The sequence below is a fragment of the Pseudoxanthomonas japonensis genome, assembly GCF_043632995.1.
Lineage (GTDB): Bacteria > Pseudomonadota > Gammaproteobacteria > Xanthomonadales > Xanthomonadaceae > Pseudoxanthomonas_A > Pseudoxanthomonas_A japonensis.
This window is the reverse complement of the sequence record NZ_CP171632.1, coordinates 3821061-3837636: the sequence shown is the minus strand read 5'-3', so window position 1 is coordinate 3837636 and position 16576 is coordinate 3821061. Positions and strand designations below refer to the sequence as shown.

General features: G+C 68.0%; 17 protein-coding genes. 10 read left to right on the top strand and 7 right to left on the bottom strand.

Annotated elements, in window-relative coordinates; translation table 11 throughout:
- Positions 1-10: 10 nt before the first annotated feature.
- Positions 11-583 carry a DUF3016 domain-containing protein gene (locus ACGHX3_RS18000; RefSeq protein WP_162338801.1) on the bottom strand — a complete coding sequence of 191 codons (573 nt, stop codon included), beginning with the start codon at positions 581-583 and terminating at the stop codon, positions 11-13.
- A gap of 108 nt (positions 584-691) precedes the next feature.
- Complete coding sequence (locus ACGHX3_RS17995; RefSeq protein ID WP_394695768.1) at positions 692-1600, bottom strand: AraC family transcriptional regulator; 909 nt, start codon at positions 1598-1600, stop codon at positions 692-694.
- Positions 1601-1799: 199 nt separating this feature from the next.
- Here ACGHX3_RS17995 and ACGHX3_RS17990 point away from each other — a divergent pair, with 199 nt between their 5' ends.
- The 4 genes from ACGHX3_RS17990 to ACGHX3_RS17975 all read left to right on the top strand — a co-directional run bounded on the left by ACGHX3_RS17990 (position 1800) and on the right by ACGHX3_RS17975 (position 5798).
- Positions 1800-2534 (top strand): SDR family oxidoreductase, encoded by a 735-nt coding sequence (locus tag ACGHX3_RS17990; RefSeq protein ID WP_394695767.1) that lies wholly within the window; start codon positions 1800-1802, stop codon positions 2532-2534.
- Positions 2535-2611: 77 nt separating this feature from the next.
- A complete protein-coding gene (locus tag ACGHX3_RS17985; RefSeq protein WP_394695766.1) occupies positions 2612-3646 on the top strand; it encodes an aldo/keto reductase in 1035 nt (344 codons plus the stop codon).
- Positions 3647-3835: 189 nt separating this feature from the next.
- Positions 3836-5131, top strand: coding sequence for an amidohydrolase family protein (locus ACGHX3_RS17980; protein WP_394695765.1), 1296 nt, complete (start codon positions 3836-3838; stop codon positions 5129-5131).
- A 10-nt stretch (positions 5132-5141) separates the two neighbouring features.
- Entirely contained in the window at positions 5142-5798 is a 657-nt protein-coding gene (locus tag ACGHX3_RS17975; protein WP_394695764.1) for a DsbA family oxidoreductase, read from the top strand.
- Here ACGHX3_RS17975 and ACGHX3_RS17970 read toward each other — a convergent pair.
- A complete protein-coding gene (locus tag ACGHX3_RS17970; RefSeq protein WP_394695763.1) occupies positions 5788-6288 on the bottom strand; it encodes a DUF1579 domain-containing protein in 501 nt (166 codons plus the stop codon). The two genes, ACGHX3_RS17975 and ACGHX3_RS17970, sit on opposite strands and share 11 nt — an antisense overlap.
- A 232-nt stretch (positions 6289-6520) precedes the next feature.
- On the opposite strand from ACGHX3_RS17970, the gene ACGHX3_RS17965 reads away from it, so the two are divergent.
- The 4 genes from ACGHX3_RS17965 (at position 6521) to ACGHX3_RS17950 (ending at position 8853) form a co-directional block, all read left to right on the top strand.
- The gene (locus tag ACGHX3_RS17965; protein WP_394695762.1) at positions 6521-6724 is read left to right on the top strand and encodes a hypothetical protein; all 204 of its coding nucleotides are present in this window, start codon (positions 6521-6523) and stop codon (positions 6722-6724) included.
- 67 nt (positions 6725-6791) lie between these two features.
- Positions 6792-7463, top strand: coding sequence for a response regulator transcription factor (locus ACGHX3_RS17960; protein ID WP_313929195.1), 672 nt, complete (start codon positions 6792-6794; stop codon positions 7461-7463).
- Positions 7460-7999, top strand: a complete 540-nt coding sequence (locus ACGHX3_RS17955) for a hypothetical protein (protein ID WP_394695761.1) — start codon at positions 7460-7462, stop codon at positions 7997-7999. Before ACGHX3_RS17960 ends, ACGHX3_RS17955 begins: the two co-directional genes overlap by 4 nt.
- Complete coding sequence (locus tag ACGHX3_RS17950; protein WP_394695760.1) at positions 7999-8853, top strand: ATP-binding protein; 855 nt, start codon at positions 7999-8001, stop codon at positions 8851-8853. The genes ACGHX3_RS17955 and ACGHX3_RS17950 overlap by 1 nt, the downstream gene beginning before the upstream one ends.
- Here the strand turns inward: ACGHX3_RS17950 and ACGHX3_RS17945 are convergent.
- Together ACGHX3_RS17945 and ACGHX3_RS17940 are read right to left on the bottom strand one after the other, a co-directional pair.
- Complete coding sequence (locus tag ACGHX3_RS17945; protein ID WP_162338044.1) at positions 8850-9062, bottom strand: hypothetical protein; 213 nt, start codon at positions 9060-9062, stop codon at positions 8850-8852. The genes ACGHX3_RS17950 and ACGHX3_RS17945 overlap by 4 nt on opposite strands.
- A gap of 135 nt (positions 9063-9197) precedes the next feature.
- The gene (locus ACGHX3_RS17940) at positions 9198-9842 is read right to left on the bottom strand and encodes an arylesterase (protein WP_394695759.1); all 645 of its coding nucleotides are present in this window, start codon (positions 9840-9842) and stop codon (positions 9198-9200) included.
- Positions 9843-9930: 88 nt separating this feature from the next.
- On the opposite strand from ACGHX3_RS17940, the gene ACGHX3_RS17935 reads away from it, so the two are divergent.
- On the top strand, positions 9931-10647 hold the full coding sequence (locus ACGHX3_RS17935) for an ABC transporter ATP-binding protein (protein ID WP_394695758.1): 717 nt from the start codon (positions 9931-9933) through the stop codon (positions 10645-10647).
- Positions 10644-13145, top strand: a complete 2502-nt coding sequence (locus tag ACGHX3_RS17930; protein WP_394695757.1) for an ABC transporter permease — start codon at positions 10644-10646, stop codon at positions 13143-13145. The genes ACGHX3_RS17935 and ACGHX3_RS17930 overlap by 4 nt, the downstream gene beginning before the upstream one ends.
- Before the next feature lie 111 nt (positions 13146-13256).
- On the opposite strand, the gene ACGHX3_RS17925 is transcribed toward ACGHX3_RS17930, so the two are convergent.
- Positions 13257-14480, bottom strand: coding sequence for an RtcB family protein (locus tag ACGHX3_RS17925; protein ID WP_394695756.1), 1224 nt, complete (start codon positions 14478-14480; stop codon positions 13257-13259).
- A 145-nt stretch (positions 14481-14625) separates the two neighbouring features.
- Complete coding sequence (locus ACGHX3_RS17920) at positions 14626-15744, bottom strand: slipin family protein (RefSeq protein WP_394695755.1); 1119 nt, start codon at positions 15742-15744, stop codon at positions 14626-14628.
- Positions 15745-16576 lie beyond the last annotated feature (832 nt).

Below are 16576 nucleotides of genomic sequence, written 5' to 3'. Positions count from 1 at the left end.
CCAGTGGATATCAGGGCGTCGAGGTCAGGGCTGCGCCGCTGCGGAATTCCTTGCGCAGCCAGTCGTCGATCAGCCGCTTCTCGTAGCGCAGGTTGTCGTTGTTGTTGATCTGCGTGCCCATCAGGAACGCGTGGTCGACCAGCTTGCGTTCGCCCTCGGCCACGACCTGTCCATCCGCGCCCTTCAGCGTGAAGTTGAGCGTCATGCGCGGCGGGTAGAGGTCCTTCACGATGCGGATGTCGTTCATGCCGGCGCGCACCGTCGGCTCGTAACGGCCGGCACGGTCGATGTCGGAGATCGTGACGTCCAAGGTCTGGCCGCGGGCGAGGCGCTGGCCGGCCTCGTCGCGCAGGTAGGTGGCCAACTGGGTGACCCAGCTGCCGCGCTCGGCTTCCCAGCGGTTGCCGCTGTACTTGATCTCGCTGAACTGCGCGGGGTCGGTCCAGCTGACGCTGACCGCGCCACCGTCGGCGGGCACGCTGCGCGGCAGGGTCGGATCGGTGACGGTCTTGGGGGCCGCCACGGCGGGCGCGGCAACGGCGAGCGCGACCAGGGCGGTGAGCAGCAGGGCAGGCGCCTTCATGGCGGGTCCTCCGTGGATGTCACATGAAGTGTGCGCCCGCAACCGGGGCCGGACAACCACGCATGCCGTCCCGTGCCGCCTGGCGTTCAGTCCATGTTTCCACGCCGTTCAGAGGTTGCGCAGCCGCTCGACATCGCGCACCGGTGGCGCGCCGAACATGCGGCTGTATTCGCGGCTGAACTGCGACGGGCTTTCGTAGCCGACGCGATGGCCGGCGCTCGCCGCATCCAGCACTTCGCTGAGCATCAGCCGGCGAGCTTCCTGCAGGCGCAGCTGCTTCTGGTACTGCAGCGGGCTCATCGCGGTGACGGCCTTGAAGTGGTGGTGCAGCGCCGAGGCGCTCATGTGCACTTCGCGGGCGATGTGGTCGATGCGCAGCGGCTTGGCGTAGTGCTCGCGCAGCCAGTGGATCGCCTTCGCGACACGCTGGCCCTGGCTGTCGGCGATGCCGATATGACGCAGCATCGCGCCCTGCGGGCTGCACAGCACGCGGTAGAGGATTTCGCGTTCCACCAGCGGCGCCAGCAGCGGGATGTCGCGCGGTGTGTCCAGCAGCTTCACCAGCCGGATCGCCGCATCCAGCATTTCCACGCTGCTCGGCTGCAGGAACAGGCCGCGCGACGGCGGCGGCAGCGGTGCCTTGGCCGATTCGGCCTCGGTGACCATCTCGGCGATGGTCGCGGCCGAGAGCTTCAGGATCAGGCAGAGATAAGGCGCTTCTGCCGAGGCTTCGGTCACCTGGCCGGTCACCGGCAGGTCCACCGAGGCGACCACGAAGCGGCTGGCGTCGTAGTCGTAGACCTCGTCGGCCAGGATCGCGCGCTTGGCGCCCTGCACGATCAGGCAGAGCGCCGCTTCCTGCACGCCGCGCATCGGCAACTCCATCGGGGCGCTCAGCCGCGAGAAGTTCAGCGCCGGGATCGCCGTGGTGTGGAAGCCGTCCTTGCCGGTGGATCGTTCAATCAGACCGGCCAGTTCGTGGACGCGGTCGCCAAGGGGAGGGGGAGTGTGGGGCATGGGGCCTGCCTGTGGAACGGGCGAAGAGGATGGAAACGAGTCTACGCAGCGGGCGCGCGGATGGAACGGCTTGTGGCTGGCCTTGGCAGGATCGGGCAAGGATCGACGAGGAACCGGATATCGAGGCCGCGGGCCCGGCGCCCAGACTGCGCTCCGTGCCGGCGCACCCCGCGCCGCGCTTCCCCCAACGAGGTGTCCCATGTCCGGAATCGAAGGAAAAGTCATCGCCATCACCGGTGCCAGCAGCGGCATCGGCGAAGCCGCCGCCCGCGAACTCGCCCGCCGCGGCGCGAAGGTCGTGCTCGGCGCACGCCGCACCGACCGGCTCGAGCAGCTGGTCGCCGGGATCGAAGCCGCCGGCGGTACCGCCCGCCAGCGTGCGCTCGACGTCACCCGTCTCGACGACGTGCAGGCCTTCGTCGACTTCGCCCGCAACGAGTTCGGCCGGCTCGACGTGATCGTCAACAATGCAGGCGTGATGCCGCTGTCGCCGCTGGCTGCACTGAAGATCGACGAATGGAACCAGATGATCGACGTCAACCTCCGCGGCGTGCTGCACGGCATCGCCGCCGCGCTGCCGGTGATGCAGGCCCAGCGCGGCGGCCAGATCATCAACGTCGCCTCCACCGCCGGCCATCGCGTGTGGCCCAGCGCTGCGGTGTACTGCGCCACCAAGCATGCCGTGATCGCGCTGTCCGAAGGACTGCGGCAGGAACACGACAACCTGCGTGTCACCGTCGTCTCGCCGGGCGTGACCACCAGCGAACTGGCGGAGACCACCAGCGACACCGGCATCAAGGCATGGCTCGAGGACTTCCGCCAGGTCGCGATTCCCGCCGAGGCGATCGCGCGCGCCATCGCCTATGCGGTGGAGCAACCCGACGACGTGGATGTGAGCGAAGTCATCGTGCGACCGGCGGCGAGCGCGAACTAAGCGTTCCATCGCGAGGGGTTGCCGTCGCGACGACGGGGGAGTGCAATGGCGCACTCCCCCGTTTCAGGATCCCTCCCATGGAATACCGCTACCTCGGCGCATCCGGCTTCCGCGTGCCCGTCCTCTCCTTCGGCACAGGCACCTTCGGCGGGCAGGGGGCGTTGTTCAGCGCATGGGGGAGCACCGACGTCGCCGAGGCACGCCGCCTGGTCGACGTCTGCCTCGATGCCGGCCTCAACATGTTCGACAGCGCCGACGTCTATTCGAAGGGCGCGGCCGAGGAGATCCTCGGCGAAGCCATCAAGGGCAGGCCGCGCGACGCGCTGATCATTTCCACCAAGGCGACCTTCCGCTTCGGCGACGGCGAAAACCAGGTCGGCTCCTCACGCCACCACCTGATCAATGCCGTCGATGCCGCGCTGAAGCGGCTCGGTACCGACTACATCGACCTGTTCCAGCTGCATGGCTTCGACGCGCGCCCGCCGGTGGAGGAAGTACTGTCCACGCTGGATACGCTGGTGAAGGCCGGCAAGATCCGCTACCTCGGCGTCTCCAACTTCTCCGGCTGGCACCTGATGAAGTCGCTCGCCGCCGCCGACCGCCATGGCTGGACGCGCTACGTCGCGCACCAGGCCTACTACTCGCTGGTCGGCCGCGACTACGAGCACGAACTGATGCCGCTCGCCGCCGACCAGGGCGTCGGCGCCGTGGTGTGGAGCCCGCTGGGCTGGGGCCGCCTGACCGGCAAGATTCGCCGCGGCCAGCCGCTGCCGGAGACCAGCCGCCTGCAGTCGCAGACCGCGCAGGACGCCGGCCCGCAGGTCGATCTCGAGTACCTGTACGACGTGGTCGATGCACTGGACGAGATCGCGCAGGAAACCGGCAAGTCGATCCCGCAGGTCGCGCTGAACTGGCTGCTGCAGCGGCCGACCGTCAGCACCGTGGTGATCGGTGCGCGCAACGAGGACCAACTGAAGCAGAACCTCGGTGCGGTCGGCTGGAACCTGACCGCGGAGCACGTGGCGAAGCTGGATGCTGCCAGCCAGCGTCCGAAACCGTATCCGTACTGGCACCAGGCCGGCTTCGCCTACCGCAATCCCACCCCGGTCTGACGGCCACGTCGCACGATCCGTCGGCCTCGTGATCCTGTAGGAGCGCCCCATGGGCGCGATGCGCTGGGTGAAATCGCGAGAACAGCATCGCGCCCAAGGGGCGCTCCTACAAAATCAGCTGTCGAGGCCGACCCTCCCAAGCGGGAGGAATTGCTAGAGTCACGCCTCCTTGTCAGTCCCGGAGTTCCGATGCGCCTGCACGCCCGTGTGGTGAATGTCCTCGCCGCCGTCCTGTCCGTCGCCTGCGCGCCCGCGTTCGCGGCGACGACCTACGTCAAGGCGGGCCGCCTGCTGGATGTCGAATCGGGTCGCGTGCTGACCGATCAGGCCATCGTCATCGAGGACGCGCGCATCACCGCCATCGGCCCGGCCGCGAGCACGCCCGTACCGGCCGGCGCGACGGTGCACGACCTGTCGACGAAGACCGTGCTGCCCGGGTTGATGGATGCGCACGTGCACCTGCATGGCGATGCCGACCTGCAGGGCTATCGTCGCCTGGCGATCTCGCTGCCGGCCGCCGCCATCAAGGGTGCGAAGAACGCACGCACCACGCTGCTCGCCGGCTTCACCACCGTGCGCGTGCCGGGATCGCCGGGCTACGCGGACGTGGCGCTGCGCGATGCGATCGCGAACGGTGAGGTGGAGGGGCCGCGCATCCTGGCGGGAGGCATCGCCATCGGCATCACCGGCGGCCACTGCAGCGACAACAACCTGCTGCCTGCCGAATACAAGGCGGTGGGCGAGGGCGTGGCCGACGGCCCGTGGGCCGTGCGCCAGAAGGTGCGGCAGGACGTGAAGTTCGGCGCCGACTTCATCAAGACGTGCTCGACCGGCGGCGTGCTGTCCAAGGGCACCGAAGTCGGCGCGCCCCAGTATTCGCTGGAAGAACTGAAGGCCCTCGTCGACGAAGCGCATGCGCTGGGCCGCAAGGTCGCCTCGCATGCGCACGGCGCCACCGGCATCCGCAATGCGCTGCTGGCCGGCGTGGACTCCATCGAGCACGCCAGCTTCATCGACGACGAAGGCATCGCGCTGGCGAAGAAGCACGGCGCCGTGCTGGTGATGGATATCTACAACACCGAGTACATCCTCGGCGAAGGCGAGAAGGCCGGCTTCCTGCCGGAGTCGCTGGAGAAGGAGCGCCGCGTCGGCGCCACCCAGCGCGAGAACTTCCGCAAGGCGCACCAGGCCGGCGCCATCATGGGCTTCGGCACCGATGGCGGCGTCTATCCGCATGGCCTCAATGCGCGTCAGTTCTCGCGCATGGTGCAGTTCGGCATGACCCCTCTGCAGGCCATCCGGTCGGCCACAGTGGTCAACGCGCGCCTGTTCGGCATCGACAAGGACGTGGGCGTGCTGAAGCCGGGCTACTCCGCCGACCTGATCGCCGTCGACGGCGATCCGCTGCAGGATGTCGCCGTGCTGGAGAACGTCGGCTTCGTGATGAAGCAGGGCCGCGTCTACAAGAACACCGCGAAGGAATGAGGCGCAGCGCATGTCCAAGCCTGTGAAGATCGATTTCGTCTCCGACGTCGCCTGTCCCTGGTGCGCGATCGGCTTGGCGGCGCTGGAGCGCGCCATCGCCAGCGTGGGTGGCGACCTGCAGGTGGAGCTGCACTTTCAGCCGTTCGAACTGAACCCCGACATGGTCGCCGAGGGCGAGTCCATCGCGGACCACCTCGGTCGCAAGTACGGGCTAAGCGCGGAGCAGCTGGCGCAGAACGGCGAAGCGCTGCGACAGCGTGGCGAAGCGCTCGGGGTGCGCATCGATCTGCAGAAGCGCGACCGCATCTACAACACCTTCGACGCGCACCGTCTGCTGCACTGGGCGGGCGAGCTCGGCGCGGCGCAGCAGCAGGCGCTCAAGCGCGCGCTGCTGCAGGCCTACCATGGCGACGGGCGCAACGTGTCCGACCGCGACACGCTGGTGGACATCGCCGCGGCGGTCGGCCTGGATGCCGGCGAAGCGCGGCGCATCCTGGAGACGGACACCTATGCCGCCCAGGTTCGCGAACGCGAGCACTTCTACCAGCAGCACGGCATCCGCGCGGTGCCGTCGGTGATCTTCAATGATCGCCACCTGGTGCAGGGCGGCCAGCCACCCGAGGTGTTCGAACAGGCGCTTCGGCAGCTGGCCGGGATCAGCGGCTGACCCGGGTGTAGCGCGTCTCCACCGCCCGCATCTCCTCGCCCTGCGGGGTGATGTTGAACATGCTGATGACCAGCGTGTCCGGGTCGGGCTGATCCAGCGTCGTGCGCCAGCCCCAACGCGGGCCGCCCTGTCCGTCGCCATAACTGCCGAGTACATCGGCGCAAGGGGCACGGCCGCTGCCGGTCGAGAACATGATGCCGGTGCCGGTGCCGAAGCTTTCCACCCAGGCGGATTCCCAGTTCCCTTCGTCCAGGTGGTAGCCGTACATCACGACGCCCTCGACAGGTTCGTCGTTGTAGCGGGCTTCGTATTCGTGGATCAGGAAGCGTCCGCCCAGCACGCTGCGGATGCGCCCGCGCTGCGGCGCTTCGCAGGCCAGTAGGTCAGGCGAGAACCACAAGCGGAAGCGGCCTTCCCAGTCGCCAGCCATCTGCGCGAGTTGCCGGTGCCGGCCGGTCGCCAGCGATGCTTCGAATGCCTGTTTGCCCATGACGCCCATCCTGGCGTGGAGGAGCGGGCATCATGCCATCGGCGGTCCCGGCCATGGACGTTCTCCGTGGTGCGTGGAGTGAGGTGGCGTTCGTGCCCGCAGGCTTTAGGCCACCGCTGCCGCATGACGAAACTGTAATCCACCGGCAAGACCGCCGTGAGGCGGCGAGGCGCAGAGTGGCGCCACGGTGGGAATTGGCCCACCGCATCACGCCCTATCGAGGAACATTCCCATGAAGCTGCGCTATTCCCTGATGACTCTCGCCCTGTCGCTGGTAGGCGCCACCGCGTTCGCCGCCACGCCGGCACCGTCCATCGCGCCGGGCGCCAAGACCACGGCCGCCAAGCCTGCCCACGCCACCAAGTGCGCCGAACACCAGAAGCAGGACAAGCAGGGCCGCTGCGAGGACGCCAAGGCCGCCGCGAAGAAGAGCTGAACCACTGCACCGGGTGGCCCGCCGCCTGCGTGCGGCGGCGCTACCATGGGCATCCACGGGAGGCACGATGCGCGCCTTGTTGATCGAGGATGACCCCCATACCGCGGCCTTCGTCTGCAAGGCGATGCGCGAGGAAGGGCACGTACCCGACCACGTCGACAACGGTCGCGACGGCCTGTTCCTGGCCACGACAGAGCGCTACGACGTGCTGGTCATCGACCGCATGGTGCCGGTGCTGGACGGCCTGAGCCTGTTGCGGGCCTTGCGCGCGGCGGGCAATGCGACGCCGGCGATCCTGCTGACGGCGCTGTCCGACGTCGACCACCGGGTGGAAGGGCTGAAGGCGGGCGCCGACGACTACCTCGCCAAACCGTTCGCCTACGCCGAACTCAGTGCCCGCATGGACAACGTCAGGCGGCGCGGCGGAAGCGAGGCGCCCACGACACGCCTGCGCGTGGCCGACCTTGAGCTGGACCTGCTGTCGCGGCGTGCGACCCGCGGCGAACGGCGCATCGACCTGCAACCGCGCGAGTTCCGCCTGCTCGAATACCTGATGCGGCAAGCCGGCAGCGTGGTCACACGGACCATGCTGCTGGAAGCCGTGTGGGACTACCACTTCGACCCGCAGACCAATGTCATCGACGTGCATGTCAGCCGGCTGCGCCAGAAGCTCGAAGGCCCCGGCGAGCCGTCGCTGCTGCACACGGTCAGGGGCGCGGGCTACCGCCTCGGCGGATGAAGCGTCCGCGCCCATCGCTGCGATCGACCACCGCACGACTCGCGTGGGGTGCCGCGGCGGCGTTTCTCGCAGGCTTCTGGCTGCTGTCGGCCGTGGCCTACGTCACGCTTTCATCGCTGCTGGAATACGACGCCCGCGAGCGCGCAATGGCCGACGCCGGCGGGCTGGCCGATCTGTACCGGCGCGACGGGCGCGAGGTGCTGGTGTCGGAGGTGCGCCAGCGCGTGGCCGACGGCATCGATCCCGATGCCCTGTACGCCGTCATCGATGCGCGCACGGGTGCATTGCTGGCAGGCAACCTGCGGGACATGCCGCCGTCCGCGTTGCGGACAGGGTGGCTGTCGTTGGCGGACGAACCGGAAGGTACGCCACGACGCGTGCATGTCAGCAGGCTCGATGGAGGCATCTACCTGGCGGCGGGTCTGAGGATGCGGGCCGCGGCTGGCTTCAACACACTGGCGGTGCGCACGGTGTTGATGGCGACGGTGTTCGCGTTGCTGCTCGGCGCGCTGCTGGGCCACCTGATCGCGCGCTAGTGACGCACCGCCTGCGCCGCCTCGAGGAAACGGCGGCGCAGGTCGGCGACGGCGAAATCGACCGTCGGGTACCGCTCGACGGAAGCGATGACGCCTTCGAACGATTGGCGATGCGCTTCAATGCGATGCTGGATCGTATCGGCGGGCTGCTGACCGGCGTGCGCGACGCCACGGACCACATCGCGCACGATCTGCGCACGCCGTTGACGCGACTGCGCAGTCGGCTGGAAGGGCTGCGCATGGAGACATTGGACGAAGAACAAGCCATCGCGCTCGATGCGGCGGTCGGCGAAGTCGACCAGTTGCTCTCGTCATCCAATGCATTGCTGCGACTGGCGCGTGTGCAGTCGCAGCCCAGGGTGGACGACGATCCGCTGGTGGCGCTGGACAGGATCGCGCGCGATGCCATCGACCTCTACGAACCGATCGCTGTCGAGCGCGGGATCCGGATGGATGCGACGTCCATCGGACCGGTATCGGTCCGCGGCGACGCCGACCAGCTCTTCCAGGCCACGGCGAACCTGCTGGACAACGCCATCAAGTATTCGCCCGGCGATGGCGCGGTTGGGGTCGTGGTGCAGGCCTCGATGACGGAGGCGATCATCGTCGTGTCGGATGAGGGCGAAGGCATTCCCGTCGCGGAACGTGCCCGGGTGTTCGATCGCTACTACCGGCTGGAGCGGCATCGGCGCTCGCCGGGTACCGGACTGGGGCTGAGCCTGGTGCAGGCGGTGGTACACCGCCACGGCGGCCAGATCCACCTGGACGATCATCGGCCAGGGTTGCGGGTGACGGTGCGTCTGCCGTTGCCGGGCGAGGCCGGTGTCGTCGATCCGGTGACTGACCCGCCCTAGCCGTGGCGCGCCAGCAGGATGGCTTCGTTGCTGGGCATCTCGACCACCACGGCGGTCTGTATGCCATGGTGCTGGTGCAGGGTGGCGGCCAGCAGTTTGGCGCTTTCGCGCGCATCGCCGAGGTTGTCGAACCAGTCGCGACCGTACTGGCCTTCGTAAAGTTGCCAGCCTTTGTCGTTGGCGGCGATGGTGAACAGCAGGCGGGGCATGACGGACTCCAGTCAACACGCCGGGCAGGGAACCGGCGTGGGAACTGTGCGCGAATGTGTCACTTATCACATTCGGCGGACGCCCCGGATGTGCGTAGGAAAAATCCTACGCGGCTGTAGGACTGGTCCGTGGCGTCAGCGCAGGAGGGGCTCGAGGGCCTTCCACACGTGGTCGCGCAGTTTGGGTTGCGCACTGGCGACCGGGTGCAGGTTGTCGGCCTGGTAGGCACTGCGGTCGAGCGCGATGGGTTCCAGCAGGAACGGGAGCAGGGCGGTGTCGTACTGCTTGGCGAGTGCGCTGAAGTTCTGCTCGAATCCGCGCGTGTAGTCGGGCCCGTAGTTCGGCGGCATGCGCATGCCGACCAGCAGCACCTTCGCCTTGCCGGCCTGCGCGGCCTTGATCATCTTCTCGAGGTTGGCGCGCGTCTGCGCCAGCGGCAGCCCCCGCAGACCATCGTTGGCGCCGAGCGCGATGACGACCACCGCAGGCGTGTGCCGCTGCAGTTCCGCCGCTATGCGCGACGCACCGCCGGCGGTGGTCTCGCCGCTGATGCTCGCGTTGACGACGCGCCAGCCCGGCCTCGTCTTGCCGATGCGGTCCGCCATGAGCGATACCCAGCCCTGGTTCGGCGCGAGCCCGTAGGCCGCGGACAGCGAATCGCCCATTACCAGGATGGTGCGCACGCCCTTGGCCGGCGCGGCCGATGCCGTCTGCGCTGCGACGGGCCGTGCGAACAACGCGACGAGCAGCAGCAGCGACAGGCTCGCCAGCCATTGCATGCATGCGCGACGGGCCCCATACCTGTTCAAATTAAGAAACATTTAATCCGTGCTCCCGATGATCCACGAAATGACCGACGAGACGATCATGGCTGACGCCAGCAGACTCCCCACTGAAGCCGCCACCCGCCACGCCGTCCTGGACGTGCAGGGCCTCGGCAAGCATGTTCCGCTGCCTGATGGTGACCTGACGATACTCGACGACATCGGCTTCCGCATCGAACACGGCGACACGGTCGCCATCGTCGGTGCCTCTGGCTCGGGCAAGAGCACGCTGCTGTCGCTGCTGGCCGGCCTCGACGTGCCCAGCACGGGCGCGGTGACGCTGGACGGGGAGCGCCTGTCCGATCTGGATGAAGACGGCCGGGCGCGCGTGCGCGGCGACAAGGTCGGCTTCGTGTTCCAGAGCTTCCAGCTGCTGCCGTCGCTGACCGCGCTGGAGAACGTCATGCTGCCGCTGGAGTTGCGTGGCGATACCGATGTCGAAGGGCCGGCGCGGCAGATCCTGGAGAAGGTTGGTCTCGGCCAGCGCCTCGGTCATTACCCGCGCCAGCTGTCCGGTGGCGAACAGCAGCGCGTCGCGCTGGCGCGCGCGTTCGTCACCCGGCCGTCGCTGCTGTTCGCGGACGAGCCCACCGGCAATCTCGATACGCATACCGGCCAGGCGATCATCGAACTGCTGTTCGCGCTGAATGCCGATGCCGGTACCACGCTGGTGCTGGTCACGCATGACGACCACCTCGCGGCAAGATGCCGGCGCCTCATCCGGCTGGATGCCGGTCGCCTGCAAGGCGCCGCCGCATGAGGACGCTGGCGCTGGCATGGCGCCAGTTGCGGCGCGACCTCGCCGCGGGGGATGTGCGCATCCTGTTCGCGGCGCTGGTGCTGGCCGTCGTCGCGGTGACTTCGGTCGGCTTCGTCACCGATCGCGCGGAACGTGCGCTGGCGATCGAGGCGAATCGTTTGCTCGGCGGCGACGTGGTCGTGCGCGGCGATGCGCCGCCGACAGATGCCTTGCGCGCGCTGGCCGCGGCGCCGGGCCTGCGCGCGACCGAGACGCAGGAGTTGCAGAGCATGATCCGCGCAGGCGAATCGCTCTCGCTGGGCGACTTGCGTGCACTGGGCGACGGCTTCCCGCTGCGCGGCAGCTTCCGCGTGGTCGACCACACCGGCGGCGTCGAACGCGATGCCGGTGGCATTCCCGCGCCGGGTACGCTGTGGATCAGCCAGGCGGGCGCGGAGACGTTGGGCGCCAGGCCGGGCGACGAGATCGGCATCGGTACGCGCACGCTGAAACTGGCGGCGCTGGTGACGCAGGAGCCGGATGCGGCGCTCGATTACTTCAACGTCGCGCCGAAGGTGTTCCTCAATCTCGCCGATCTGCCGTCCACCGGCCTGGTGCAGGAAGGCAGCCGCCTGCGCTACCGCCTGGTCGTCGCCGGCGATGCCGCGGCCGTCGAGACCTTCACAGCGGGGGTCAAGCCACAGCTGGCGCGCGGCCAGCGCATGGAGACCATCCAGGATGCGCGGCCGGAAGTCCGCTCGGCGCTGGATCGCGCCAGCCGCTTCCTCGGCCTCGCCGCGCTGGTGTCGGTCGTGCTGGCGGCCGTCGCGGTGGCGATGGCCGCGCGCCGGCACAGCGAGCGGCATCTGTCCGGCACCGCGGTGATGCGCTGCCTGGGCGCGCAGCAGCGCACGCTGGTCGGCATCCATGTCGGTGAGCTGGTGCTGCTCGGGCTCGCTGCCTGTACGGTCGGCGTGCTGATCGCGTTCGGCCTGCAATGGGGCATCGGCAGTTGGCTGCAGCGATCGCTGGAGATCGATATTCCGCCGGCGGGGCTGATGCCCGCGCTGCAGGGCTATGGCGTGGGCATGATCGTGCTGCTCGCCTTCGGCGCGCCGCCGGTGCTGGCGCTGCGTCGCGTACCGGCGTTGCGCGTGCTGCGCCGCGACCTCGATCGTACCGAGCCGAGTGCGTGGCTGGTCGCGTTGACCGGTTTCATCGGCCTCGGCGCGCTGCTGTGGTGGAAGGCGGGCTCGCCGACGCTGGGCACGGCGATGCTGGTCGGCATCGCCGGCACGCTCGCGGTCCTCGCACTGCTGGCGTGGGCGCTGATCCTGCTGGTGCGGCGCGTGCGCTCGCGCCTGCGCGGCAGCCTGCGCTACGGCCTGGCGAACGTCAGTCGTCGCGCGGGCACGTCGATCGCGCAGGTGTCGGCGCTGGGCCTGGGCCTGATGGCGCTGCTGCTGCTGACCTTCGTGCGCACCGACCTGCTCGACCGCTGGCAGCTCGCGCTGTCGGCGAATGCGCCGAACCGTTTCATCATCAACGTGCAGCCGGACCAGGTGGATCCGGTAAAGAGCTTCATGCAGGGCCGTGGCCTGTCGGCGGTCGATCTCTACCCGATGATCCGTGGCCGCCTGGTCGAGCTCAACGGCAAGCCCACCAGTGGCGCCGACTACGAGGACGCCGACGAGCGCACCCAGCGCCGGGCCGACCGCGAGTTCAACCTGTCGATGGCGGCGACGCTGCGCGACGACAACAAGGTGACCGCCGGCGAATTCTGGACAGGTCGCACGCCAGCGTCGCCGGAGCTGTCGGTGGAGGAAGGTTTCGCCGACGGGTTGGGATGGAAACTTGGCGACCAGGTGGCCTTCGACATCGCCGGGCAGCGTTTCGAGGGTCGCATCACCAGCCTGCGCAGCGTGGACTGGGAAAGCTTCCGGCCGAACTTCTTCGTCGTCGCCTCACCGGGCGCACTCGATGGCTATTCGGCCAGCTACATCACTGCCGTCAGTGTGCCGACGGGCGATACCGCGTTCACCCGCGAACTGGTCAACCAGTTCCCCAATCTGTCGGTGATCGACGTCGAGGCCGTGCTGAAGCAGGTGCGCAGCACGGCCGAGCAGGTCTCGCAGGTGGTGCAGGTGGTGTTCTGGTTCTCGTTGGCCGCCGGCCTGCTGGTGCTGATGGCGGCCGTGAGCGCGAGCCAGGACGAGCGGTTGCTGGAGGGCGGCGTGATGCGCGTGCTCGGCGGCAGCCGTCGCCAGCTGCGCCTGGCGCAGGCATCGGAGTTCGCCGCCATCGGCCTGCTGGCCGGGCTGGTCGCGGCGATCGCCGCGTCCGTGCTGTCGGGCGTGGTCGCCACGCAGGTGTTCGAGCTGCCGTGGAAGGCGAACTGGCAGCTGGCTGCGATCGGCGGCGGCCTCGGCATGTTGGCCGCGCTGGCTGCAGGTCTGTTCGCGACGAGAAAAGTGCTGGATGCGCCGCCGTCGGTGACGCTGCGCGAGTTGCAGGGTTGACGCATCCACTCTCGTGGGAGCGACGCAAGTCGCGATGAAGCGTTACCGGTAACCCATCGCGACTTGCGTCGCTCCCACAACAGCAAAAGCAAAAAAGGGGCGAGCCGAAGCTCACCCCTTGATGCACACCGCCTGACGCAGCGTGTGGACGACTTCCACCAGGTCGGACTGCGCGGCCATCACGGCGTCGATGTCCTTGTAGGCAGCCGGCGATTCGTCGATCACGCCGGCGTCCTTGCGGCATTCGACATGCGCCGTCGCCTCGCGGTGCTGCGACAGTGTGATCTGCTGGCGCGCGGCGGTACGGCTCATCACGCGGCCGGCGCCGTGGCTGCAGCTGTGGAAGCTGTCCGCATTGCCCTTGCCGCGCACGATGAAGCTCTTCGCACCCATGCTGCCGGGAATGATCCCCAGCTCGCCGGCACGCGCGCTCACCGCACCCTTGCGGGTCACCAGCAGGTCCATGCCACCGTGCGTCTCCTTCTGCACGTAGTTGTGGTGGCAGTTGACCGCCATCTTCTCCAGCTGGAACTTCGGCAAGCGGTGGCGCATCTCGGCCAGCACGCGCGACATCATCGCTTCGCGGTTCTCGCGGGCGTAGTCCTGCGCCCACGACACCGCTTCCACGTAGTCGTCGAACAACGGTTCGCCTTCCATGAAGAACGCGAGGTCCTTGTCCGGAAGGTGGAAGCCGAGCACGCGATGCTCAAGTTGCTTGCGTGCCTGTTCGATGAAGTACGTGCCGATCAGGTTGCCGGTGCCACGCGAGCCGCTGTGCAGCATCACCCAGACGGCATCGCTTTCGTCGAGGCAGAGCTCGATGAAGTGGTTGCCGCCACCCAGCGTGCCGATCTGGCAGCCAAGCTTGTCGGTGCGCACCTTGCGGTGCTTCTGCTTGATGACGTCCAGCCGCTCGACCAGTCCCGACTGCGCGATGCGCGTGCCGATGCTGTCGGGCAGCTTCCAGTGCTCTCCGCCACGGCCGTTGCCGACCGGCACGCTGCGCTCGATGCCGGAACGTAGTTGCGCCAGGCTGTCGGGCAGATCCTTCGCGCGCAGCGTGGTCCGCACCGCGGCCATGCCGCAGCCGATGTCCACGCCGACCGCCGCCGGGATGATGGCGCCGCGGGTCGGGATGACCGAGCCCACCGTCGCGCCCTTGCCCAGGTGCACGTCGGGCATCACCGCGACCCACGGCCCGACGAACGGGACGGACGCAATGTTCTGCAATTGCTCGTGGGCCTGCTGCTCCAGCGGCACGCCGCGCACCCAGCCCTTGATCGGCGTGGTGCTGCCCTCGGCGTGCAGCAGTTCGAATTGGGTTTGCATGTTCATGTGATGTCCTTGTCCTAAATCTTTGTAGGAGCGCCCCATGGGCGCGATGCTCCTGCTTTCGCTTCTTCCCTGAAAAGCATCGCGCCCCTGGGGCGCTCCTACAGAAAGCCTGTCGCGGCGGATCCGTCCACCGCACAGGGCCTTGCTACTTCAATGTCACCAATTGCTTCAGCACGCCGTCCAGGCCGCCGAACACGGTGAGCTTGTCGATCTTCTCGGTGACCTTTTCCAAGGCCTCCAATTCCTTCAGGCGCATCAGCACCGGGGACTCGTCGATCAGCTTCGCGGTGTTGAGCAGGGAACGCGTGGCGTTCGCCTCCTCGCGACGACGGATCACGTTGGCTTGCGCCTGCTTCTCCGCCTGCACCACCGCGTTGAGGATCTCCTTCATCTCGCCCGGCAGGATCACGTCCTTCACGCCAACGCCCAGCACTTCCACGCCGAGACCGGTCAACTGGCCACGCACGTGCGCGAAGATGTCGGCGTCCAGCGAGGCCTTGTCGCCCAGCAGTTCGTCCAGTGTCTTGGCGGAAACCGCCTTGCGCAGGCCGTACTGCAGTTCGCGGTAGACGAAGTCACCGATCTTCGCGACCTTGGTGCGTGCGGCTACCACGTCGGTGACGCGGGTGCTGGCGGCCAGGTTCACGCGCAGGCTGACCTTGTCGCGGGTCAACAGCTCCTGGCCCGATACTTCGATCGTCTGCACGCGCAGGTCGACCACATCCACCGCCACGTTCTTCTGGAAATTCCAGAACGCGTAGGCACCGGGTGCGAGCGTGCGCTCGAGCTTGCCGTCGACGAACACCACGCCGGCGGACTCCGCCGGTACGTCGGCCACCACCGCCAGCTTCGACAGCGTGCCCAGCTGGCGCAGGCGCCGCGCGACGGCAGCGTCCACCTCCAGCGACGCCAGCGTCACCGCCTGCACTTCGACCTTCACCAGGCCGATCCAATACAGGCGCCGCGAACCGGGCGGCAGCACTTCTTCCAGCTTGCCGTTCTTCAGCACCAGGCCGACCTGGTCCACCCCGATATCGGCGTGCACGAAGGTCTCGCCCAGGCGGTTGCTCAGGCCGACGATCAGTGCGTCGACGTCGTGGCCCGCGTATTCCGGCACGGCGATGTTGAAGGTGCGCACCTCGGTCCGACCCATCGGGTCGAACCAGCGGTACACGCCGGGTGCGAGCACGCGCTCGAACCGACGGTTGCGATACACCAGGCCGCGCTCGCCGTCACCGATCACGACCCTCTTGGTCCAGAACATGGCGTTGTTCTCCTTGTTGGCTCTGGTGGTTCGATCCTGTTGTGGAACACCGTCGCGGAGGATCGAATGCCGCAGCGGTGGGGTGTCAACGGCACGTGCCGTCGACGGAAGAAGGCGGAAACGCCCCTGGACGGAGGCGGTGCGGACAGCCGGCGCTGTCGGCGGAGGCGTCGCCACGTTGCAGCGATCCGGAGATCGCAGCGACCGTGGCGTGCCTCCGCGTCGAGGGCGCGGTGCCGGCACCGTCCCCGCTGCGGTGCGCTGCGTTCCTGCATTCCATCGCGGAAAGGCGAGGCGCCGCACGGGGCGTTCCCTGGTGGAACTTTCGTTCCGGTTTCCAGATTTACAGTCTGGTGTTGGAGCGGGAGTCGAACCCGCGACACTCGGTATCTAAAACCGATGCTCTAACCGTCTGAGCTATCCAGAGGTGACGTACCGGAATCGAACCGGCTCACCAGCGTGAGCTGATGCCATGCCAATAGGCCGTCGTCGAGGAACACCTTCTCCCACGCTTCGGCATACGCCACGGCAGCGCCGCGCGCACCGGACGGGACACGAGCCCGTACCGCTGTAGCGTGTTCGATCGATGTTCCGCATTGCCGGCTGTCGCCAACCGGCAATCCGTTCGGGCGCGATGCGCCCTTGTGGTGTCCATTCCCCGCGCCGCTCGCGTCGAAGCATCACAACGCAGCGCACATGCGCCGGTCGCAGCCGCGCCCCTGCCTCGGGGCGCGCGGACGCGCTACCCGGATGCTCCAGGGCGGAAAGAAACTTCCGTGGTGGAATGGAGGGAACCTGGTCGATGCATGCGCATCCTCCGCGAACGCTGGAA

Excerpts from the sequence above, each read along its gene's own strand:
- ACGHX3_RS18000 (WP_162338801.1), bottom strand. The coding sequence starts at position 583 with ATGAAGGCGCCTGCCCTGCTGCTCACCGCCCTGGTCGCGCTCGCCGTT.
- ACGHX3_RS17995 (WP_394695768.1), bottom strand. The coding sequence starts at position 1,600 with ATGCCCCACACTCCCCCTCCCCTTGGCGACCGCGTCCACGAACTGGCC.
- ACGHX3_RS17990 (WP_394695767.1), top strand. The coding sequence starts at position 1,800 with ATGTCCGGAATCGAAGGAAAAGTCATCGCCATCACCGGTGCCAGCAGC.
- ACGHX3_RS17985 (WP_394695766.1), top strand. The coding sequence starts at position 2,612 with ATGGAATACCGCTACCTCGGCGCATCCGGCTTCCGCGTGCCCGTCCTC.
- ACGHX3_RS17980 (WP_394695765.1), top strand. The coding sequence starts at position 3,836 with ATGCGCCTGCACGCCCGTGTGGTGAATGTCCTCGCCGCCGTCCTGTCC.
- ACGHX3_RS17975 (WP_394695764.1), top strand. The coding sequence starts at position 5,142 with ATGTCCAAGCCTGTGAAGATCGATTTCGTCTCCGACGTCGCCTGTCCC.
- ACGHX3_RS17970 (WP_394695763.1), bottom strand. The coding sequence starts at position 6,288 with ATGGGCAAACAGGCATTCGAAGCATCGCTGGCGACCGGCCGGCACCGG.
- ACGHX3_RS17965 (WP_394695762.1), top strand. The coding sequence starts at position 6,521 with ATGAAGCTGCGCTATTCCCTGATGACTCTCGCCCTGTCGCTGGTAGGC.
- ACGHX3_RS17960 (WP_313929195.1), top strand. The coding sequence starts at position 6,792 with ATGCGCGCCTTGTTGATCGAGGATGACCCCCATACCGCGGCCTTCGTC.
- ACGHX3_RS17955 (WP_394695761.1), top strand. The coding sequence starts at position 7,460 with ATGAAGCGTCCGCGCCCATCGCTGCGATCGACCACCGCACGACTCGCG.
- ACGHX3_RS17945 (WP_162338044.1), bottom strand. The coding sequence starts at position 9,062 with ATGCCCCGCCTGCTGTTCACCATCGCCGCCAACGACAAAGGCTGGCAA.
- ACGHX3_RS17940 (WP_394695759.1), bottom strand. The coding sequence starts at position 9,842 with ATGCAATGGCTGGCGAGCCTGTCGCTGCTGCTGCTCGTCGCGTTGTTC.
- ACGHX3_RS17935 (WP_394695758.1), top strand. The coding sequence starts at position 9,931 with ATGGCTGACGCCAGCAGACTCCCCACTGAAGCCGCCACCCGCCACGCC.
- ACGHX3_RS17930 (WP_394695757.1), top strand. The coding sequence starts at position 10,644 with ATGAGGACGCTGGCGCTGGCATGGCGCCAGTTGCGGCGCGACCTCGCC.
- ACGHX3_RS17925 (WP_394695756.1), bottom strand. The coding sequence starts at position 14,480 with ATGAACATGCAAACCCAATTCGAACTGCTGCACGCCGAGGGCAGCACC.
- ACGHX3_RS17920 (WP_394695755.1), bottom strand. The coding sequence starts at position 15,744 with ATGTTCTGGACCAAGAGGGTCGTGATCGGTGACGGCGAGCGCGGCCTG.